This is a genomic window from Bacteroidales bacterium (assembly GCA_035299085.1).
Classification (GTDB): Bacteria; Bacteroidota; Bacteroidia; order Bacteroidales; family UBA10428; genus UBA5072.
On sequence record DATGXG010000025.1, the window covers coordinates 1 to 22,949 of the forward strand.

Annotated in this window: 18 protein-coding genes; 2 read left to right on the forward strand and 16 right to left on the reverse strand. The window is 39.2% G+C overall.

Features of this window, described 5'->3' with window-relative positions; genetic code table 11:
* On the reverse strand, window positions 1–291 hold a 291-nt coding region (locus tag VK179_07675; protein ID HLO58605.1), incomplete at its 3' end, for a cation:proton antiporter.
* 133 nt (window positions 292–424) lie between these two features.
* On the opposite strand from VK179_07675, the gene VK179_07680 reads away from it, so the two are divergent.
* Complete coding sequence (locus VK179_07680) at window positions 425–1,723, forward strand: T9SS type A sorting domain-containing protein (GenBank protein ID HLO58606.1); 1,299 nt, start codon at window positions 425–427, stop codon at window positions 1,721–1,723.
* A 59-nt stretch (window positions 1,724–1,782) separates the two neighbouring features.
* Here the strand turns inward: VK179_07680 and VK179_07685 are convergent, their stop codons facing one another.
* The 5 genes from VK179_07685 to VK179_07705 form a co-directional block, all read right to left on the reverse strand.
* Window positions 1,783–2,301, reverse strand: a complete 519-nt coding sequence (locus VK179_07685; protein ID HLO58607.1) for a GNAT family N-acetyltransferase — start codon at window positions 2,299–2,301, stop codon at window positions 1,783–1,785.
* 52 nt (window positions 2,302–2,353) lie between these two features.
* Complete coding sequence (locus VK179_07690) at window positions 2,354–3,232, reverse strand: T9SS type A sorting domain-containing protein (protein ID HLO58608.1); 879 nt, start codon at window positions 3,230–3,232, stop codon at window positions 2,354–2,356.
* Window positions 3,233–3,318: 86 nt separating this feature from the next.
* Window positions 3,319–3,531, reverse strand: a complete 213-nt coding sequence (locus VK179_07695; protein HLO58609.1) for a DUF5808 domain-containing protein — start codon at window positions 3,529–3,531, stop codon at window positions 3,319–3,321.
* 198 nt (window positions 3,532–3,729) lie between these two features.
* Complete coding sequence (locus VK179_07700; GenBank protein HLO58610.1) at window positions 3,730–4,173, reverse strand: nuclear transport factor 2 family protein; 444 nt, start codon at window positions 4,171–4,173, stop codon at window positions 3,730–3,732.
* A 62-nt stretch (window positions 4,174–4,235) separates the two neighbouring features.
* The gene (locus VK179_07705; protein HLO58611.1) at window positions 4,236–5,372 is read right to left on the reverse strand and encodes a 6-bladed beta-propeller; all 1,137 of its coding nucleotides are present in this window, start codon (window positions 5,370–5,372) and stop codon (window positions 4,236–4,238) included.
* A gap of 169 nt (window positions 5,373–5,541) precedes the next feature.
* On the opposite strand from VK179_07705, the gene VK179_07710 reads away from it, so the two are divergent.
* Window positions 5,542–6,768, forward strand: coding sequence for a 6-bladed beta-propeller (locus VK179_07710; protein HLO58612.1), 1,227 nt, complete (start codon window positions 5,542–5,544; stop codon window positions 6,766–6,768).
* 131 nt (window positions 6,769–6,899) lie between these two features.
* Here the strand turns inward: VK179_07710 and VK179_07715 are convergent, their stop codons facing one another.
* The 10 genes from VK179_07715 to VK179_07760 all read right to left on the reverse strand — a co-directional run bounded on the left by VK179_07715 (window position 6,900) and on the right by VK179_07760 (window position 22,913).
* Window positions 6,900–10,013: an efflux RND transporter permease subunit gene (locus tag VK179_07715; protein ID HLO58613.1), complete on the reverse strand. Its 3,114-nt coding sequence runs from the start codon at window positions 10,011–10,013 to the stop codon at window positions 6,900–6,902.
* Window positions 10,014–10,189: 176 nt separating this feature from the next.
* Window positions 10,190–11,386, reverse strand: coding sequence for a 6-bladed beta-propeller (locus tag VK179_07720; protein ID HLO58614.1), 1,197 nt, complete (start codon window positions 11,384–11,386; stop codon window positions 10,190–10,192).
* 186 nt (window positions 11,387–11,572) lie between these two features.
* Window positions 11,573–14,629: an efflux RND transporter permease subunit gene (locus tag VK179_07725; GenBank protein HLO58615.1), complete on the reverse strand. Its 3,057-nt coding sequence runs from the start codon at window positions 14,627–14,629 to the stop codon at window positions 11,573–11,575.
* Between the two features lie 159 nt (window positions 14,630–14,788).
* Window positions 14,789–15,184, reverse strand: a complete 396-nt coding sequence (locus tag VK179_07730) for a four helix bundle protein (protein ID HLO58616.1) — start codon at window positions 15,182–15,184, stop codon at window positions 14,789–14,791.
* A gap of 91 nt (window positions 15,185–15,275) precedes the next feature.
* The gene (locus tag VK179_07735) at window positions 15,276–16,343 is read right to left on the reverse strand and encodes an efflux RND transporter periplasmic adaptor subunit (GenBank protein HLO58617.1); all 1,068 of its coding nucleotides are present in this window, start codon (window positions 16,341–16,343) and stop codon (window positions 15,276–15,278) included.
* On the reverse strand, window positions 16,340–17,440 hold the full coding sequence (locus VK179_07740; protein HLO58618.1) for a BF3164 family lipoprotein: 1,101 nt from the start codon (window positions 17,438–17,440) through the stop codon (window positions 16,340–16,342). The genes VK179_07735 and VK179_07740 overlap by 4 nt, the downstream gene beginning before the upstream one ends.
* A 173-nt stretch (window positions 17,441–17,613) precedes the next feature.
* Window positions 17,614–18,750, reverse strand: a complete 1,137-nt coding sequence (locus VK179_07745) for a 6-bladed beta-propeller (GenBank protein HLO58619.1) — start codon at window positions 18,748–18,750, stop codon at window positions 17,614–17,616.
* A gap of 245 nt (window positions 18,751–18,995) precedes the next feature.
* A complete protein-coding gene (locus VK179_07750) occupies window positions 18,996–20,123 on the reverse strand; it encodes a 6-bladed beta-propeller (GenBank protein HLO58620.1) in 1,128 nt (375 codons plus the stop codon).
* A gap of 3 nt (window positions 20,124–20,126) precedes the next feature.
* Window positions 20,127–21,254, reverse strand: coding sequence for a 6-bladed beta-propeller (locus tag VK179_07755; protein HLO58621.1), 1,128 nt, complete (start codon window positions 21,252–21,254; stop codon window positions 20,127–20,129).
* A gap of 183 nt (window positions 21,255–21,437) precedes the next feature.
* Complete coding sequence (locus tag VK179_07760) at window positions 21,438–22,913, reverse strand: TolC family protein (protein ID HLO58622.1); 1,476 nt, start codon at window positions 22,911–22,913, stop codon at window positions 21,438–21,440.
* Window positions 22,914–22,949 lie beyond the last annotated feature (36 nt).

Sequence of the window (22,949 nt, forward strand, 5' to 3'; positions counted from 1 at the left end):
AAAGGCAGTAAGGATAACTATTGGGAAGGCAAAGCTTAAAATCACACGCCTGTATTTCCAGAACTCTTTCCAAGATACCTGCCAGGCGGCTTCGTAGAGCAGGGGAGGCAGGAAAATGAAAAAGATGAGTTGCGGATCAATGGTGATTTTTGAGAAACTGCTGATAAATCCAAGAGCAGTGCCTCCGAGAACCAGCATGATTGGCGACGGCACTTTCAGCCGGTTTGCAGCAATTACAAGTGCCAGGATGATGAGGATAAGAAGTATGTATTGAAAGAATGCCGCTTGCATTTTGCAGGTTTTATGAATAACAACTTTAACGAATTATTTGCGATCTTCCGGTCTTATATTATTAATAACTGCATGAAATTTAGTACATTTCGACTTTATTTTATCCCAAATCTTAAACCTTAAAACCAAAACTATGAAATCTTTCAGGCCGGCTCTGGCTCTTTTGGCTTTTTTGTCCATTCAGTTAAACAGTCACACACAACAAATTGATACCGTTATCCTGGTTAAAAGTCTTAATACCGGGGGTGAAGCTGTAATGTTTTTTGATGATTTCTTCGACTTAAATAACCAATATATTGCCTATAGCAAAACTTCTAATGACTTTGTATCGGATACCCTGGTATTATATGATTTGAAGCATGATGCTGTTAAATATAAGACAAAACGAAACCAACCTGATTATGATCTGAAGTTCATTAATGAAAACCGATTTATTTATTTCAATTCGGATGATACAATCCGTTCAATCAGTAATTTTAATTCACCGGCTGAACACATACTCTATGTTCAGCCAAAGTATACCGGACATCTCTGCGACTTTGCATTTTCAAAAGATAATAAGATGCTGGTAACGTTAAGCTATACAAGTGTGAATTTTAAAAGACTTATCAAATGGTTCGACTACAATGTTCTTTCAGATAGTATTGATGTTATTGACAGCACATACATTAATGATATTGACCTGGAAGCTGATATTGCTATTTCTGACGATAAAAAATACGTCGCCCTGAATGGAGTATATCATGGTGATTCAGTTACTATAGTCAACCTTGAAACGAAAGAGGTAAATGTAATTAATACTTCACCTAACGGAGGAACTTATTCGCCTGTGTTCTTCAGGCAGAATGATAAGCTGAAAGTTGCAGTCGGAGGTGCTTATTTAAGCGGCAGTATTGAAATAATCGATGTGGAAACATTATCGCTTGAAAAATCTGTGCCTTTATTTGATCATTATGTTTACTCAGTAGCCGTAGATTCTTCGGAACAATACCTTGCATGCGGAGGATATGACAGAACACTGGGAATTTATAGTATTAAGGATCTGGCATTTGATACTTTGTTTACAGCCGGAACCGGAATGATCGATCAGATTAAGTTCAGCTCCGACAATAAATTTGTTTTAGTATCCGAGGAAATGACTGGCTTATTAGATATTTATGAAATTATCGATAGTTCGCAATTTACAGCGATTGCAAATCCTGAACCGGATGATGTGATAATATATCCGGTTCCGGTGAAAGACAGGCTGATTCTTAAGAATTCAGCAGGAATAAATCGCTTTTTACTCTACTCGGTTAAAGGGGAATTAATTAAAAGCGAACCCGTAACGGATGGAGAAATCGATTTTACTGATGTGCCATCGGGCCTTTACCTGATAAGCTTCTATAACAACAACAGTGAAGTGTCACATAAGAAAATAATCAGGGAATAGATGGTTTACTTATACCTGGTAGTTTCTTCTGATTGGTCTTGCCCGGGATGAATATCAGATTAAAGGGACTTTCTCAGGAGAAGATCCGTTTGCACCTCATTTCCGAGCCTGAAGATATGTTTGGCGAATTCAAAAAAACCGTTCTTCAGATAAAATTTCTGTGCGCGGAAATTCTTTTCCCAAACGCCAAGCCACATGTAATCCAGCTTTTTCTTGCAGGCAATTTCAAAAGCTTTTTCATAAAGAAGCTGCCCCACATTTTTACCATGCAGTTCCTTTAAAACATAAATCCTTTCAATTTCAACAGCCCTGTCGTCATTGATTTCAGTCTGTGCCGGCCCGTAATTTATTTTTAAATAACCCACAACCTTTTCATCCTGAAAAGCGAACCAGAATTCCGAATTCTTATCCTGAAGTTCCGAAATCAGCTTTTCCGTTGCAAAACTTTCATCCAGGTATTTCTGCATATTTGCCGGAGTATTGAATTCCGAGAAAGTCTCAAAAAATGTTTTCCGCGCTATTTGCTGTAACGGTTCAATATCCGCTTTTGAAATTTTTCTTATATAAAAGCCAGGCATCCTGAAACTGTGTATGGGAATACTTTTCCCGCTAAGATACTATTTTGAACTTTTATTTTATGATATTCACTTTAGTAGTATAATTCCATTTATCGCTTTGTACATTAATCAAATAAATCCCTTCAGAAAGGAATCCAAGGTCAAATAAGTTACCATTGAATGTATGATTAACAATGCTTCGGCCCGAAATATCAATTACATGGATTATACAGGAAGTGAACTCTTCAAATTCTAAGAAATAAATGTCGCTGAATTTTTTTACTACCGGTAAATTACCGGCGGAATTTATTTCTGAATTGGAATTTTCAATAAGTCTTGTAATGGTTATCGAATCGACCACGGCTCTTGTTTCAGCACCAATATCGGCCGCACACGCATTCGCCTCCAATTGAATATTTACAGAATCTGAATTTTCGGAATCAATAACCTGTTTGTGTGAAGGACTATTCAGTAATTCATTATCACTAATTAAAATCGAATCAGGATTCAATGCGGTAGATATACTAATTGCCACGGTGTCGGAAATATGGAATTGAATAATTGGCTTTTTTATTGCCGGCAAATAGATATCATCAATTTTAAGATGAACGATTTTCGATTTTATTCCTAAATTAATGCGGAAATCATAGGAGCCCATGATGTCGAATGAATCGACAAACACTTTTACCATTATCAGGTCGTCATCATTAACCGGGTTAACTTTCGTTTTTAAAGTGGCAGTGGCTGAAGTGCAGTCCGTAAAACCCTGACCTGCGTCCAGTACCAATTTTTGATCTTCAAACAAAGCCGAGGCTGATCCGGCTTCAACAATAACGGGTGTTGACAGTTCCCAGGCTGTGGAATCACTGAAATCATCCCTAAAAATTATTTCCTGGGAACGGGATTTTAAACAGCAACAAACTGCGATTGCAAGAATTAGGAAGTTTTTCATCGGGTTTTATTTTAGGGTGTTTTTTGGGTACAAAACCGAATGATTATTCTTGAAATTTAATCAAAATACCTATAATGTATTATAAATTATAAGAATTTTTCCGCAGCAACAGCAATTAATACAATAGCTATAAGGAACAGGTATGAATACGGGCTGGCGAAATTGAGCGTCCATCCCATCATATTATTTCTTTTGGGAACCAATATGCGCGGATCGTATTTATTGAAATAGAATAATCCCCACTTGTAATTTTCCGGATCCTTTTTCATCCGGTCTTTCTGCTGGTCTTCGATAGTCATAGAGAATAATAAAAAAAACTGAGTGAAGATATAAATTTCTGGCACATGCTGTAATTCTGTTTGTCACATTGGTCCTATATGTCCCATAGGTCCCATTCAGAAAATTAAACAACCTACTGGCATGGGACCCATAGGACCTATGGGACGGATAGGACGAGATGATGGGAACTGAGTTAACTGTGGTTAAATGGCAGTTGTTTAGTCTTTGGACCGTAGAATTCGGTTTTTCCTGTATGAGTTCTTAATAGCAATCTTCCCATTCTCAAAGGTAAACAGATCACATCCGGTTACCTCAATGATTTTTCCGTCCTGACTGGTTCCTGAAAAAGTCCATTCAGTGAACCCCCGGTTACCGGATATGAAGTGATGAGGGTTGTCCCACCGTGCATCCGGGAAAGATGCAAACACAGTTTCAAAAGCTTTCCTGACGTTTTCCTGTCCTGTAAATTTCTCCCCATCAACGTCAGGCCCGGCAGAGGCTTCAAAAATACAGTCTTCAGTCATGTGCGACATGATAGCCTTGAGATCATGCGCATTGAATGCATCAGCAAAAGATTGAAGGAAATTTTCTGTAATCATAGTATCTGATTGGGCCATGACTTTAACAGGTACGAATAACAAACAAATCAGAAGCGTTTTCATTGCAATAGTTTAGCTAATAATCCAATCACGATTTATTTGTTCATTTTGTTTTAATACAACAATTATTTCAACCTTCCAACCACTAACACCGGGTTGTCGTCTTCTTTTAGTTGATCATTCAGCGTTGAAATCCGGTCTTTAAGTATTTTATCTGGCTCACTGTAAGTTAATGTACTGTCAATAAGTTTCTTCAGGTAAACAGGAGGATAACATACATAACCCATATTGTTTGAAGTAAAGAGGTAATTATCCCATGGATCCCGGTTCTCCTTTATGTTAAAATAGTCATTGTTAAAACCTGATATTTCAGCCACAGAATGATCTTTCCTGTCGATCCAGTATTTGGTCAGCTTATCTGCATTCATGCTGAAGGTTTCACCATCGTCATTCAAATCAATTCGCGCATGCACTTTATTGGCAATGATGAACGAGGAAGTCATGCCTGACAGGTACACAAAATTGCCCGTTTCATTATTGATGAAAGTGAACCGGTCTTCTACGTTAAACAGGCAATCCGGTTCAGTTTTCACATCCGTTACTTTATAAAGAGTGTCAAACTCTTTCGGCATATAATAAATGAAGTCAGGCAGTTTGAAAATGCTTGTTTCCAAACCAATTCCCTTTGCAGCCGGGGGCGCTATTCCATTCAGAATTATTCCTGAAGTCGACAGGTAATACATATTGTATTCCTTATTCATACGGGGAACAATGAGTAAGGTGGTATCATTAACCACATCAATCCGGGAAATGATATTTTCAATTCCTGTTAAAAATCGTGCAGATAATATTCCTGTGTTCAGATCGTAAGCGCTTATGTGCTTTTGATCGCCCCTGTGGTTGATATAAAGGATATTGTTTAAGTCATCCAGGGCAAATGCATCAACCCGAAGAAATTCCCCGGGGCCTTTCCCGGCTTTGGCCAGGATTCGCACAAATTTTCCGGAATCCGTGAACTGGACTATTTTATCATTGTCTATTGAAACAATGTAATGATCGCCTACAAGATATTGTATATTATTACCAAGTAATGTTTCATCCGTAGTTTCAAGTCTTACGGTGCGTATATCAGTAAGCATTTCGCTTAAATTGATAACCCGCGACTCAGTTGTCTTTTCAAGGTTATATTCAGGTATAGATTTCCTTTGAGTACAGGAGTATACCAATAACAGGGAACAAATAAGATAATTATTTATTTTCATATCAAATTAACTGATTATGCAGAAATGTAAGCAATAAATGCTAAAACTGATCATTCTCTTATTCAACTTTTTTAACATGCGGTTTCCGGGAAGTATGAAAACGAAGATCATCTTACAATATTTATTAAATTACAGTGCTTTAATTCATGCAATCCAAAATTTTGCCATAATGAAATTTCTTTGTTCATTAACCCTTTTACTATTCTTAAGCCTCTCTTGTAAACATCTTCCGAATACTGATGAGGAAAAATATCCTGTTGAAATTAAAGTCAATGTATCACAATTGAACCATGATTCACTGAATCTGTCAGAGATAGCAGATGAAATTGAATATATACCGTTGGAAACATCCGACAGTGCTCTGTTGCAGGATATAATAGTGGTGACATCCGTAAATAATTCTTTTTTTCTGGAACAGGCAAAATACAGGTTTGACAATAACGGGAATTTTATTAATCGTGTTTACCAGCTTGGGCATGGCCCAAAGGAATGTCTTCCAAAAAATTTTGCTGTTAATAAAGCAGATAGTTGTATCTATATTTATGGTTATGATGAAACCATTAAGGTATATAGTAATTCAGGTTCTTTAAGAAGAACTATAAACTGTCCTTTTGAAAAGTCGGGATCAAAACCACGCTATAGTCTTAGTTTCTTTAATAATTACCTGTTTATTCCAAGTCAACAATTTCCACAGGTTAAAAATATTTATTCATGTTATAATTTGAACAATGATTCGCTGATTGTATTGTGCAAAAATTATCGGAGTTATAATAAAAATCAGATGGATAGATATCCTTCCATCATTCTCATGGATGATCTTTACCAGGTAACAGATTCGACCCTTCTTTATAAAGAAAACTTTTCTGACACCATTTTTTCTGTTGATAAGCAGTTTAAGCAGCAGGCAAAATACAAAATAAATCTTGGTAATGAGAAGCTTGAATGGGAAGCCTGGCGAGATACAAGAATGTTTATTGTAAGTGATAATCCTCCGACCGGATATTTGGTACAGGCATTTTTTGAAACAAAAACCTTTTTGATATTTGAAATCACTTCCCTGACTGATACCGGCATTCTTGTTGTTTATAACAAAGAAAACAACTCAACTAAGCTGTATCCGTGCAATGGAGAAAGAAATATCCACACTCAACGAATGATGGTGGTCTATCTCAGAAATGACCTGGATGGAATATTACCCATTCCGTTTAAAAGAGTTTTCAATTGCAGTGAAGGTTATTTCTATGCGGCTATCAATGCCATGGATTTTCAGAAAGCCTGGTCATCAGCTTCTGAGCAAACTAAAACTTCAAGTGAATATTTGAGAAAAATGCATCCCGTTTTAAGCCAAATTAATGAAAACAGTAACCCGGTGATTTTGAAGATTCATATGCGTTAGTTTTGTAGGGACGATAGGGACAATAGGGACGATAGGGACAGGAAACCAAACCATCTGAAACCACCTGAAACTATATGAAACAATTTGGAACTACCTTGGAACTACTTTAAACCACATGAAACCACATGAAACTATTTTTTGAACCTCAAAAACACCGGCTGGAACACTATCAAAGCCAACACCGAAAACAGCAATCCGCCAATCGTTCCGGCTGCAAAGGCAAACCAGAAAACCTGGTGCTGACCTCCCCAGATAAAAGGAATCAACCCGAATATGGTCGAAAGCACCGTATAAATTACAGGAAGGATTTTCTGATTGTAGGCTTTTATATATAGCTTCAAACCGGGTTGATTTCTGTTCTTCAGGTTATTGAAGTCGTTAATTATAAAAAGTCCCGAATTCACTACAATTCCCGCTAATAAAATAAATGAGGCAAATCCTCCCTGGTCAAAATTAAACCCGAAAGCATAAAATGTGAGAAATACCCCGATAAAGGAAACCGGGATCAGCGCCATGATGGCAAGCGGCTGTAAAAGTGATTCGAGGAGAATGGCGCAGATCAGGTAAATAATAGCCAAAACCAGCAGGATTAAATAATACTGCTCCGGTTCGTTCTGCCACCAGAAATTGTAAGTATAGTCACTTACCTTATATCCCAGCGGCAACATGGTGGCAGTTTCTTTAATGTTTCTCTCAAGCACCCGCCTGGCTAATTCACCTGGCCCTATGAACTCATAGGCAACCGATAACCTATACTGCTGGTTCACCCTGAAAATATCATTGCCCATCCGTTGTTTCGAGATACTTCCGATTGAATTCAGTTTCGAGAATTTATTGCCGGAGGTAATGGGACCGTTTTTAATCCACCAGGTATTGTACCTGTCGAAATCCCTTGAAGTGAGGATCACCGGAACCAATTCATCTCCATTGTAAACCGCGTTGACGGGCTGGTTGTAAAGCTTCTCCTTCAGAAAATCATAGTAACTCCGTATAGTCATGTTGTTCAGTGAAAGCTGCATGGGATTGAACGACATGTAATACTCATTCAGGGCTTTTGTATTCCAGTAAGAATTATCCCCTGTGATCTCAATCTGGCCTACACGCTGATTCTTTTTAAGCCGTGCCTGCAAATCGGTTGCAATGGCATACAGTTGATCATAATTAAAACCTTCGAGTACGATCCTGTTTGAGAGAAAACCCGAATACAGTGCGTTGCTGAATCCTTCTCCCACGCCAAAAATACCCCAGTCCACTCCTCCCAGGCCAATAGCCTTTGAAGTCAGCGCTTCTTTTAAATAAAACGGAAATGCCCCGTTTTCAAATTCTTTGTTGAATTGTATCCGGATGGAGGCATCGTTGTAATTATGAATTGACGATTCAAATAATTCTACTTCCTTATACCTGCTGATGTAATTTTCCATTTTAAGCATGGCTTCATTCAACTGGTGAATGGTACATCCTTCGGGCATGCTTCCGTTAACATATAATGTGGTGCGCTGTGGTTCAGCGTAGAATGAGCCTTTTACAAGATGCCCGGTAAATAAGCGGAGGGAACCTCCTAAAATCTTTTCCGATGCCGGCTTTATTTTCTTCTGGAACCAGGTACTGCCCAGTGTAATATTGTAAAAATGCGCTGCTTTTGTTTTTTTGTCAATTTTTTCAGGCAACCATTGAACAGGAATACCAAAACCGGCAATCAGCAGTATGATGAGCGCCCACCTGTATTTCCTCATCATCATAATGGAATTACCATAGAGGGTTCCAAAACGGACAATCCTTCTTTTATTGGCTGTCCGGAACCGGCTGAACCTGTTTTTCAGTTTAATTTTTTCCATCAGCGAAGGAATGAACCATAACGCAATTGCCATTGAAACGGTAAGGTTGATGATCATTACCCAGGCAAAGTCGGTTAAATTGATCCGATCCCTTTCTTTCAGGAAGAATATAACACATAATGAACCAATGGTAGTGAGCGTTGCGGCCAGTATGGCAATGAAAACGGATTTATTTCTGTGATACCTGAAATGGTCGATCATGACTATTGAATTGGTTATGATCATTCCAAATGATACGCTGATACCGGCAAGCGAATATAGATGGATCTCAAGATGCAATAAATAATAAAATATTACTGCTACAGCTAGGTTGACAACCATGCTGAATAATATCAGCAGCAGGTAAGTCCATTGCCGGCTTAACGCCAGCACAAAAAGCATAAGCACAAGCAAAGATGCAATGGACCTGAATGCAATGGTGCGCAGTTCTTTTGCAAGGAAAGTGGTTGAGTCGTTTGAAAGCATTATCGAGTAACCCGGGGGAAGTGTTTCCTTCAATTTTGTAATTCCGGTTTTAACCCGTTGGCTGATTTTTAAGGTGTTTGCACCATCCTGGGCGTAAATAACAAGAAATACGGCATTCAACCCGTTAATCCGGTAATACCGGTCTGGCAACTGTTCCCTGTATGTTACAGTGGCTATATCTCCAAGCCGAATGATTCGTCCGCCTGTTTTTAAAACCGGAATGTCATTCCATGCATCGGCGGTATAACCCGAATTGGTTAAGATAACTCGTATTTCGTTTCCGTCTTGTTTGCCGGAATCTTCATTGAGTCCCAGCATATCCTGCCTGAACCAGTCGTTGATAGCCGATGCAACGGCTGAAGTTGGAACATTGAGTACTCTTAACTGATCCGGGTTATAGGTAACCACATATTCAAAACGCGTAGCGCCATATACATTCACGTCATTCACTCCCTTAATGGAAGCGATTTTGGGAACCAGGTTCCTTTCGGCGTATTTCTGGATATAAAAAGGACTGGCACTGGCATTCAGGGTATATGTAAGGATTGAGGAAATTTTCTTTCCGCCAAACCCAACGGATAATTGCGGATACGAAACCTGTCCGGGCAATTCCCTGTAAACCCTGCGTATTAATGTAGCCACTTCAAAACGAACGGCATCAAGGGATACATTCTTCTTAAAGGCCAGGTCAATAGTCCCGCTTCCTTTGGAAGTAACCGATGATATTTCCTTCAACCCTTTTATGCCACTGAAAACCCCTTCAAGCTTTGATGTTACTTCCTGTTCAATAATCCTTGCCGAGGCTTCGGGCCATGAATACGAAACGGTTATCGCTTCCTCGGACCTGGTAGGGTTCAGTTGCACATTCAGCATCGGGACCAGAGTGATTCCGATGAGCGTGAGGACGAGGGACCAGATTAGAACAGAAAAAGAGGATAGTTTCATGTGGTTTCAGGTTGTTTCAAGGTTGTTCCATTTTGTTTCAAGGTTGTTTCAAGGTTGTTTCAAGGTTGTTTCAAGGTTGTTTCAAGGTTGTTCCAATTTGTTCCAATTTGTTCCAATTTGAACCACTTTGGAACCATTTTGGAACTATCTTTGAACCACTTGGAACCACTATGGAACTAAAGTTCAACCAGCATAAGAACCGGGTTATCCTCCTCCTTCACCTTAGCAGCCAGGTCAATCAATGCTTTCCGGTTTTTATCGTTACCTGTTGCATTCAGAAATGCATCGGATTCCACAAGTGCCTTTAATTTAACCGCAGGAATAGCCATAAAAAGTGTATTATCATTTACATTACCCTGTGGCCAGAAATCAGGACCTCCATCCCAGTCGTTAATAAAGCCTGAAGCATTGCTACTGTCATTTACAAGATATTCTCCTGTATTCTTTTCAATATCATATAAAATATTCTGTTGGTTCTCTCCGCCGAATCTGAAAGAACTGACAAACACTTTTCCCTGGTTCTCAATGGAACACGCATAGTAATACTGATCTTTGATGTTTTCGAATTCAGCCATGGATGCGGGGTTTTCAGGTCGCTTTTCAATAGGCAACTGATATTTGCCCAAATTAATCAGGTAGGATGGCACTATTTTCCCTTTCGTAATCGTGTACACCGTATCGTTATGCATACACTTGAAATAACAACGGTTCTTATACCAGTAAAACGGGTTGAATCCATCAAAGGTCATCATGGTATAAGTTCCGGTGTTATTTGTCCATTTATAGGGATTCTGAACTACGGATATTGTATCGTTTTTACTGTTTGTCAACCTGAAGAAATAATCCTCATAACCCATAGAACACAGGTCATAAGCGAGCATGGTGTCATTCTGAAAGGCATACCCGAAAACCATGCGTGCATCAACTGATTTGACAAACCGACCGTTCAGATCAAAATAAATCATCTTATTATTTCCAAGAGTTTTTACAGCAACAAGGTTCTCGTTGTTCAATACCGAGGCACTCATCATCATATTGATTTCATTGGGACCCTTGCCGGGAGTGCCGATTTTACGAATAAACTTACCGGTATAATCAAATTCGAGGATTTCATCCCTGCCCGGATATAGTATGTAATCATTTGTGAACATAAAATCCGTACTACCGGGTAATAAACAGGTACTGTCAGTCTGAAGCGGAATATACTTCACCGATTTGGCAATTTCCGAAAGCTTAATAAGCTTTTCATTACTCAGTGCTTTTTCAAAATCCACCGTAAAAAACCCGTGTTCTTTTGGTGTCGGTGGGGTAGGGTTTTTACAGGATGAAATCATCACAAGTAAATACAGTAAGAAGAACAAATTTGGTTTCATAGATTTATTTAGTTTCAAGGTTGTTTCAAGGTTGTTTCAAGGTTGTTTCAAGGTTATTTCAAGGTTATTTCAAGGTTGTTCCAGGTTGGAACCTCATTGGAACCATTTGGAACCACATTGGAACCATTTGGAACCACATTGGAACCACACTCTTTCATTCCTTCATTCCTTCATTCCTTCACTCCTTCATTTTCTCAAATAATAATACCCCAACGGCACCATAAAAAGACTCACAATCGTTCCTACAATCATGCCTCCGATTATGGTTAATGCCATGGGTCGCTGCAAATCTGCCCCCATGCCGCCGAAAAACAGGAGTGGCAACAAGGCAAGAATTGCAGTCAGGGCCGTCATTACAATAGGCTTAAGCCTCCGTTGTCCCCCTACCATTAATGCCTTAAGCAAGGGATAGCCTTCATTCATGAGCTGGTTGAAGGTATCCACTTTCAGAATGGAGTCATTGATGACAACACCGCTCATTACTACAATCCCGATCATTGACATCAGGTTGATCCCATCACCGAATAATTTAAGGAACAGGAAAGCCCCGAAGAGGTCAACCGGAATCTCCATCAAAACAATGAGCGGAAGGGTCAGGGATTCAAATTGGGATGCCAGGATAAAATACAGTAAGGCTAATGAAATGATGAAAATCACGGTCAGCTGCTTTATCAGATTCCTGTTCGAAAAGTAGGATCCTGAAAATCCCGCCTCAAAATGCCCATCCTTAGATAATTGATTGATGATTGATTTTTGTGTTTTACGGATTTCCTTTGACGGCACATTCATGGCCACCGGGTAATATTCCCCTTCCTGTCCCGCAACGATTGTTTTTAAATCGTTGCCGGTTGTCTGGGATATCAGGCTCTTTAATGGTATCTCAATCTTTTTATTATTCATCACTGAAAGACCATCAATGATCCGATGTATATCCTGTTGTTTGTCGCCTATAATTACCGGTATGAAATTCTGGTTATCGGCAACCAGCAGAACCTGGTTCTCACTGAACGACCGTTTCAGGGCGCTGAAAACCTGGCCATAGGAAACTTCATACAATGCCATTCGTGCCGGATCGGTTTTAAGAACCATCTGTTCCTGCCATACTATATTGTTAATGTTGTAACCCGGGAAGGCTTCCTGCAGGCTGCTTACCGTATTATTCAGCCGTGTATTGGCCATGGGACCGAAATCTGCCGTGAATCTTAACCTGACTTCAAGCGGAGCCTGGTTCTCACCGAAAAGCTGGTCGAAAATATTCCCGGCATCTTCAAAGTTGAAGGATGCCATCCGGTAATTCTCTTTTAAAAATCCCGAAATCGACTTAAAGATCGAATCCAGCGCATCGGACCGGGTTGCTTTTATATAAACCAGTGCTTCCGATGCAGCTTCGGGACTGTTATGATCGAGAAGAAATTGTTGTTCGCCTATGATGCACGTGTTGTGAGCCATTTTATTTTCAATGCCGGCCAGGAGCTGATTTACCCTCCTGTAATTTTCATCAATATTGATCCGGTCGTTCCAGTCGATTCGCAATATGGTCTCATCTTTTACAATGGCGGGAAGTTTGGTTTTCTGAAGGCTGACAAACAGGAATCCCGCTAATACAAGCATCCCGATGACACTGCCTGTGCTGAACACCTGGTGCCGCATCACAAACTTGAATCCTTTTTCATATAGCCTGCCGTAATCAAGGTCATTTACTTTTTTCAGGAATCCTGTCATTTCACCCGTTTTGCCATCCTTGAACATGATCTTGTAATAAACCGGCAGGATCGTGATTCCGATAAAAAGAGATACAAACTGGCTTATGGTGATGGCAATGGCCTGGTCATAAAACAGCGCTCCTGTTATGCCGCTGATAAATATCAAAGGGATGTATACGGCACAGGTGGTAAGCACGGCACTTAACATAGGCCGGATGACCTCGTTGGTGCCCCGTATGCATGATTCATCCAATGTGCTTCCCCGTTCCCTGTGTTGGGAAATATTATCAATAACCACAATCGAATTATCTGTCATTACGCTGATGCCCAGTACAAGTCCGGCCAGTGAAATTACATTTAATGTCAGGCCTGCCAGGTGAAAGAAAAGCAATGAAATGATCAGTGCAGCCGGCAACGTAACGCCCACGAGCCATGGCGATCTTACATTTTTAAGGAACAGGAACATTACAATGAAAGCCAGGAAAGCTCCGAAATACAGGCTTTGTCCCAGGTTCCGCATCGAGAAATCCAGCAGCTGTGTTTGGTCACGGCTTATATTGAAATTGATATCCGGGTAATCCGTTCTCAATATGGATATCAGTTTTTTTACTTCCTTTTTAAGATCATTCATGCGGGCATCCGACTGCTTTATAATAGCCATTGTAATGGCATTGTCTCCGTCGGATATAACCTCCCCTTTTCTTTTCCGGGGCTGTTCCTTCACTTCGGCGATATCCTTAACCTGTATTAACCTGTCCTTGTTTTTCAGGTAAATGTTGGCGATATCCTCTTTGGTTCTGAGTTCATTTCCGAATCGTACATTGTACTGGTATTGCCCGTCGCGTATCAGAAGATTTCCTGAAGTGATATTGTTTTCGTTGAGTGCATTTTCAATATCGGCATAGCTGATTTCAAGTCCATCCAGTTTTGATTTATCGGGTATGATGAGTATTTCGGAAAAAACCTGGCCGCTGATATCGGCAATGGCCACCTGGGGTAATTGTTCAATGCGCTTCCGAATCACCTGGTCGGCAAAGTTGCTGAGCCGGTAAAATTCGGTTAAGTCTGATTTAGTTGAATTACCCTTATCAACGGGTTTCGACTTATTTTTCAGCGTTAGATCCAGGTAGAAAACAGGGATGTCGGTGGCGCTTGCTTTGATCACACGTGGCCGTTCAATACCGGCCGGCATAGAGGCCATCACCCTGTCAATTTTTTCATTTACCTCGATAAAAGCATAATCAATATTGCTGCCATAGTCAAAATCCAACCGGATTACCGAGCTGCCGTCGCGTGTTTCACTTTTCAGATCAGCCAGGTGGGCAACCTGCATCAACTGGATCCTGAAACTGCTGACCACTGCATTTTCAAGTTCGCGGGCTGAGAGATTGGCCGCGTTAATCTGAACCGTAATCTTCGGAATATCCACATCAGGCATCAGCGAAACCGGCAATCTCAGCAATGCCACCACACCAAGTGCCAGCAAAGCCAGGAATGTCATGGTGACGGAGATGGGTTTGTTTAACAAAAATCTAACCATGGAAGAGTGTTTCAGGTTGTTTCAGATTGTTCCAATGTGGTTCCATATTGTTCCATATTGTTCCAAAGTGGTTCCAAAATGGTTCCAAAGTAGTTCCAAGTTGTTCCAAAATGGTTCCAAAGTAGTTCCAAGTTGGTATTCATTTTATTACTTGTTTTTTTACTTTGATTTGTATTTTGTACCCTTGTATTCTGACTGTTTAATATAAGACATCATATTGCTGATTTTGCTACTTAATTGAATAAGTCTTTTTCTTAAATCCTTCAATTGGTCTTCCGTGATGTAAGAATTGTCAAATGCCCTGTAAAGCTGAGATCTTGATTCTCCAGCTGATCCTTTGGAAATTGACAAGAACTGAGAAAACTCTTTGTTACCTCCTCTTTCAAATCCTTCGGCAATATTGTCCATTATTGATCCACTAGAGCCTTTTATTTGATTAATAAGGGTGAAATCATTCCTAAAGGCATTTGAATGAATAATCATATTAATCTCTTTGCATAGAAATCGGGATAATTGCCAAATTTCCAAATCTTCAAAACGGTTAATCGTTGACATAGAATTCTAATTTAGTTGAACAATTTGAAACAACTTTGAAACAACTTTGGAACTACCTTGAAACAATTTGAAACCATAAAACAACATGTAACTACTTAACCTCCACACAGGATTCATGCGCCAAATTCAGATTCCCTGAAACAATAACAGTATCCCCCGGCTCAAGCGTTGCGCCTTTATCGGCGTTGGGAATTACGGAATAGGAATCGCTGTTTTCGGCGGTGGTTTCCACGTATGTCCAGTAGGCTTTACCTCCGATTATCCTGAACAACACATGCTGGTTATCGCGCAGTACAACGGCAGCTTTGGGAACGACAAGCTGGTTTGAAATTGCATTTTCAACAAGCACACGGACATTCATCCCGTCAAGCAGGGATGAGGATTGATCCACAATGGCCTTTACCTGGATCATTCCGTTCTCATCTACAATCGGGTTAATTTCAGTTATCCTGCCTTTAAATACCTTGTTCTCCATTGAAAAGGGCATTATTTTAACCTCTTTGCCCCTTGAAATATCCTGTAATTCCGATTCCAGGACAGGGAATTCCACTTCGAAGGATGAATTGTCGATGAGTGTGCAGAATTCGGTTCCGCCGCCAACCTGTTCGTATAATTTATATTTGATACTGGCAATGATCCCGGGGTAGGGGGCTTTCAATTCTTTCGAAGCATATTCCAGTTTAGCGGATTCGAGTTGACTTTTTGCCGATGTATAACCCGATTGAATGCAGGCCATATTGTATACCTTTTTGGGTATGGATGCGCTGTCGTCAAGCGAGTAATTCTGTCCGATCAGCACATTCTGCAATTCGTACCTTGCTTTCTCAAAATTTGCTTTTGCCTGTTGCAACTGCTGTACCGACCGCTCTTTGTTCAATACGGCAATAACCTGTCCCGGGTTCACATGATCCCCGTTTGACACATTAAGCTGCAACAGTTCATCACCGCTGTTGAATTTCAACATGCTTTTTTTCTTTGCCTTCAGCTTCCCGTTACTCACCAGTTCCTTCCTGAAATCTGATTTTTTGAGAATGATGATATCGACGGGATTTTTTTCTGAAACAAATTGTTTCTTTTCAATTTGCTGGTCAACTGAATTCTTATCGGTCGAACAGGCATAAATGACTATAACTGTAGAGATAAAAGCGAGAATCCTCATGGTTGTTTTATTAATTCAGGAATTGTAAAGCTGTAAATGGGTTGTTCTTCTGTTGTTGACAACATGTATATTGTTTTTTCATCTTCACTTACACAAAAATATCCCCAGTGATCCAGTTTGAATTTCCTTATCGGATTGCCATTCCAGTCAAATTGCTCAACAAAAATATATCCCGGTCCTTTTCTTAATTCTTCCGAAACATCAACAGGTGTTCTTCCACTGTATAAAAAATACACATAATTTTTATTTGCTGATAATCCCCAGTAGTACGTAGTGTTTTCAGGGCCTAAGGGATTACTTTTTAGATCGGCACTGGTATTCTGCTCACTGAATTTAACTATCCTGCTTTTCTTATTTTCTATATCTATAAATACGATCCGTTTAAAATATTTGTAAGCAAATACAATTCTCTTTTTTTGAGAATTTAAACCAAAATCACCGATGAAAGAAGTCCACTCATTCAGGTCCTTTGAAAACGACAGGTTAAGAAAAGGATTGGTAATAACCGAATCATGCAAGGCCTTTAATTCAATTATGCTTCTCTTTCCCTTACTGAATGTTGAAATGAAAAAAGTACTATCATTCAGGCTGCAAATTTGTCGCTCAAAGGTCGAAATAGGGATGCTAAAAGAAAGCGGAAATATCTCTAAGGAATGATTTAAGGCAAGCATATGGCTTTTTCTCCATTCCTGGATATAGCAATATACATCAGGATTATTAGCCTTAATTATCAGGGGAAACTGCAACTCATCCGGACCCTCTCCAAATCTGCCGAACGATTTGATTAAATTGAAACCGGGAAGGGAATAGGCCATAAACATATTATCGCCATTCCTGTTTTTTACTATGAGAATACTGTCTGTGGCAAGCATTTCGGGTTCCTTAACCTCGAAAATATTGTCAACGGGATGATTGATACCTGCAAGTTCAATCGTTTGTCCGAAAACCTCATTGTCCAATTCAAATTCTCCTTCCGCTAAAGAGTCAGCTTTATTTACAGCAGTTTCAGATTGATCGGAAGACAATGAAGAATCTTTTACCTTTTTGCCACATCCCAAAAGAATTGTAACTAACAATAAAAATAAAATGGCTTTCATACTATCTGATCGTCTTTAACTATTTGAAACTATTTGAAACTATTTGAAACAACCCTGGAACTATTTGGAACCACTTTGGAACCACTAACAACCTTGAACTATCATCTCTTCATTCTTTCATTTTTCATTCTTTCATTTCTTCATTCTTTCATTCATTCGATCATTAATTCAGATTAGGATTTAATTTTTAAAAAAAATAGTACGGGGTTACTGTTTTCATTTATGCCCGGTATCTTATCCATAATATACATACTGTTCATACTGAAAAAGAATTGACCATTATTCAAGTCCATGGGCAATGGATTGATTGGCTGTTGTGAACCAAACCAATCATCATGAAATCCATATTCAAGGTTAAATCCATCCAATTTTTTAAAGTCGTAACAAAATTTACGTAGAGTGCTGTCCATTAAATAATCCGCAACAAGAAACCGGTTTGTCCGATATATATCCATCAGGGATATGTTTCTGATCCGCATAGATTCCTTGATCCATTCCCTGAAAGGTAAGTTTTGGGGTAGTGTCTCATTACTCACCTTCAAAACAGCAGAAAAATCAAGTTTTAAAGAAGGTAAAAACTTTCTGCCTTTAATTTCATAAAGGGTGTCTCTAAGGAATGGTTCGGGATACCTGACAGGATAGTAGATATACCGGGCCTTTGCCAGGTCAGAAATTACGGGAGTGTTTTGGGAGGTTAAAAGTACTTTGGTATCCGATTTATATTGATGTAATAGAATGCTATCCTGCTTTTGCTTATTGTGATAAAAGAATAACGAAATTTTTTCTTCAATATCATAGTTCATTTCATGATTCAAAAGCCAAACAGTATCATTTAGTAAATAAATATTGTCAATATGGGAATTAATTCTTGTAGGATAATATTCAATTAAATTTCCGTCAAGGTCATATTCAAGGATGTCTTTTTCAGAAACAGCAATAATATTATGATTTAAGCTATCATAAGCAATAGCTGTGACTAAGTGATATTCTCCGGGTCCGTTGCCGGTTGTTCCAATCTGTCTGATAAACCGGCCTGCTTTATCAAATTTTAAAATTCTGCTGGTTAAAAATGCACCATAACGGATATCCAGGATATAGATTGCCTCCTTTGTTTTTATTACCTGGGTAATATAGGATATCAAACATGAATCATTCGTTTCAAGAATAATCATTTCATCCTTTTCAAATACTTCAGATAAATTAACTACTCTTGTTTTCGAGGCCTGTGTATCAATCACCGGAAGAGAATTATCCTGTCTGCCGCATCCGGCAATCAGAATCAAAAAAACTAATATTAAAAACTTATTCATGTATATTTTATTGAACTATTTGAAACTATGGTTCGACAGGCTCACCAACCATGGTTCGACAGGCTCACCAACCATGGTTCGACAGGCTCACCAACCATCTGAAACCATCTGAAACAACCTGAAACAACCTTGGAACTATTTCAGACCCTTCATTTTTTCATTTTTTCATTCCTTCATTTTTCATTCCTTCATTCCTTCATTCCTTCATTCCTTTATTCCTTCATTCTTTCAATTATTAATTCAGATTAGGTTTTTATTTTCAGGAAGAATAATACAGGGTTACTCTCTTCATTTATACCCGGTATCACGTCTTTTATAGAAATACTATTCATGCTGTAATAAAACCGGCCATTATACAGATCCATCGGTTTTGGATTAAAGAACTGCCCTGTGCCAAATAAATCATCATGAAATCCAAATTCCATGTTAAACCCATCCTGTTTCGTAAAATCATAACAGAATTTGTATGAAGTACTATCCAGGGTATAATCCGCAAACAGAAAATTGTGAGTTCTGTATATATCATTCAAGGTAATGTTCCTTAACCTGATGCATCCTTTTTTCCATTCATTAAAGGATAGATTGCTGGCTACTGTCCCATTGCTTACCTTCAATACTGATGAAAAATCAAGTTTTAATGCCGGCAATAACCTTTTGCCTTTGATCTCATAAAGAGTGTCTCTCAGAAATGGCTCAGGAGAAAGTACAGGAAAATAAATGTATGTCGATTCCTTTAACTGTGAAATAATTTGAGTATTGGAAGAAATCTGAAGGACATCTGTCCTTGATTTATAGCGATTCAAAATAATACTGTCCTTCTTTTCTGAATGATAATAGAAATATATTATTTTTCTTTCGTCAGGTGTATTATAATAATCGTGATTGAAAAGCCAAATGGTATCATTGATTACGTAAATATTTTCAATCTGAGATTTTATTCCTGTCGGGTATGATTGGATAAAACTGCCATCGAGTTTATATTCGAGGATGTCTTTTTCAGAAACAGCAATAAGTTTTTGGTTAATACTATCCAAAGTAATTGCTGATAAGAAGTGATATTCTTCCGGTCCGTTGCCCATTCTGCCAATCCATCTGATAAACCGGCCGGTTCTGTCGAACATTCCAATTCTGCTGACATTCCAGTTATTGTCAAGAACATAAATTGCATCCTTTGTTTTTATTACCTGTGAAATATTCGTTAATAGACATGAATCACTCGTTTCAAGAATAATCATTTCATCCTTTTCAAATATTTCGGATAAATTAACAACTCTTGGTTTCGAAGCCTGCGTATCAATTACCGGAAGCGAAGTATCCTGTCTACCGCATCCGGCAATCAGAATCAAAAAAATCAATGTGAGAAATTTATTCATGTATCAATGATTGTGATGAGATTTTTTAAGATTCAGAAAAAACATAACGGGATTACTGTTTTCGTTAACGTCTTGCCATTTATCGGCAACTGAAACTCCACTTAAAGCATAATAGAATTCGCCTTTTCTTAAATTCAGGGGAACAGGTGTTATAAGCTGATTATGTTGACCCGGCATTAGAAGATCATCGGTAAAACCGCTTCTTATAATATCTCCTTTCTTTTCATTAAAACTATAAATAAGCAAATAAGGCATTACCTTCTGGTAATTGACAAAAAGAAAGTCATCTGTCCTGTATGCTTCATTTATATGTAAAAAATCTTGAAAAACAGGTGAACCATTGTTTTCAATTTTCCAATCCTCATTCTTTTCAATCGAATTGATTTTTAACCGGATTGTAGGAATTAAATTATTTTCTTTTAGTTTAAAAATTGTATCATGTAACGGCACATCCTTATCGATTACAGGGAAATATAAATATTTACCCGACTGTACATCTGAAAGTATTATTGTATTCTGTACTATATTGAGTTTTTCACTTTTATTGACAAAGAGTATTAGGCTATCCTGCTTTTTCAAATTCTGATCATAAATGTCCATTGAATATTGAATCAACGATCCGGTTTTAAATTTTATTCCAAAAACCAGAAGTGAATTATCGATCCATGCTAAATCCTCAATTATTTCAGGCGTTTTGAAAGAAAATTTATTAATCAGTGTTCCATCAAAGTTGTAAACAATAATTCCATTATCAGATCCGGCAATTAACCTGTTATTAAGTGTGTCCACGGTAAGATCCCTTAATTGGCTATATTCTCCCGGACCGTGCCCGATACGGCCAATGCGTCCAATATACTTTCCGTCAGTATTGAATTTCAATATTTCATTATCTATATCATGTGATGATAGAATGAATAAATTATCTTTTACTTTAATAACCTGGCGGATATTGCTGATCAAGCAGGAATCATTTGTTTCGAGAATAACCATTCCCTCTTTTTGAAACATCTGAGATAGTTTCATTTCACCCGGCTTCGTCTCCTCCGTATCAATCACCAAAAGCGAATCATCCTGTCTCCTGCTGCATCCGGCAATCAGAATCAAAAAAATTAATGTGAAAAAATTATTCATTTATTTTATCAAACAATTTGGAACTATTCATTTGGAACCACCTTGGAACCACCTTGGAACCACTTTGGTACTATCTCAGACCTTCATTCCTTCATTCCTTCATTCTTTCATTCTTCATTCCTCCTATTCTTCAAACTTCTTTCAAACCTCTTCCTTAAACTTCTTTCAAACTTCTTCCTCAAACTACAATCCCAACTCCTCCTCCAACGCCCTCACCAGCGTCTTATCCTTCTCAAAATCATACAGCGTCAGCTGCCGAACCGTGTAATAATACTTCCAGAACAGCCTCAGTGCATCCAGGTAATTCAGGTTGGCGGCGTCCTGGCGTTCGAGCGCCAGTGCCACGCTATTGACATCCGATTTGCCGATTACGAAACGTTGCTTTGTAATTTTATAGGCCAGTTGTGCTGCTTCCCTTGTTTCACGGGCTGTAATCACCACATCGCGTTGCATATTAAAGTCGCTGACGGCAAGCATTACCGTTTGCCTGAAGTCGGTTTCAGCCTGCTCTGCCGACAATTTAACCGCTTCAAAACTGTTCTTTGCCATGTTGTACTGGCCGCGTCTTTTACCCCAGTCGATAATGGGAATGGATACGCCTACCATTGCCCGTTGCTGGTCCATCGGATTTTTGTATGCCTCCGGCAATTTTGAATTCTGCTGATCAAGGCCGTAACTGGCCACAAGGGATGCGCTCATGAGTCCTTCCCGTTTAACCTGTTCCATGTTACCTGCCGATTCAAGGACCTGCTGGTTGTAATCGAGAAGGTAAGGGTTGTTGGATTTGGCTTCAGTGAATGCTTTTTCAAAATCAACCGAGAATTCAGGAAGCAGGTCGGGTATCTGCAACTGCATGGTATTATTCTCCTGCAACCTGAGGAATGAAAACAGGCTGAACCGTGCGGCATTCAGCTGTTTGTTGGCTGAAGCAAGCTGGTTCCTGGCGTTAAGGGCATTTACCTTCAGCGTTAACACATCTTCCTGGGAGAGGGTGGCGATTTCGAGCCGTTTTTGTCCGATCCTGTAAAGCGTATCTGCGTTTGCGACATTTACAGACGCCATTTCTACCCGGTTCTGTGCCGTGAGCAAAGCAAAGAAATATTCGGTTATAATTCCTGAAATGACTTCAGCGGATTCGATATACTCTTTTTGTGCTTTTTCGTATTTCAGTGGTTCAATTTTGCGTTTCCATTTGAACGAATTAAAACCGAGAAGAGGCTGGTAAAGTCCGATCCGTAACGGTACAGTGGAAAACTGCGTGTATTCGTCATCCCCGAAATTCTGTAGCCGGCCGATTTCAGTATCCACATACAGGGAGCCGCCGGTAAAGGGAATATTCTGGCTTACGGAGGCATTGGCATACGAATACAAGTTTTGCTGCTGGCGGTATTCGTCGCGGTCGAGCACCGAATTATACCGTTTTGTGAGCTGCCGGTTATAATCCAGCAAGGTTGTGCTTAATGTAAGAGAAGGCTTTTTCTGTGCCAGGTAAGACCGGTAATCCCAATAGCTGGCCAGGTAAAGATTCCGGTACCGGAAAGCAGACAGTGAGCTGTCGTTGGCAATGCGGACAGCGTCCCGGAGCGTTAAAACAGTCTGTCCTGACACATAAAACGGAAACAACAGGACAACAAGGAAGCAAAACTTAACAGGGTTCATATTGTGAGTGTATATGCGACATTCAAAGGAATCTCC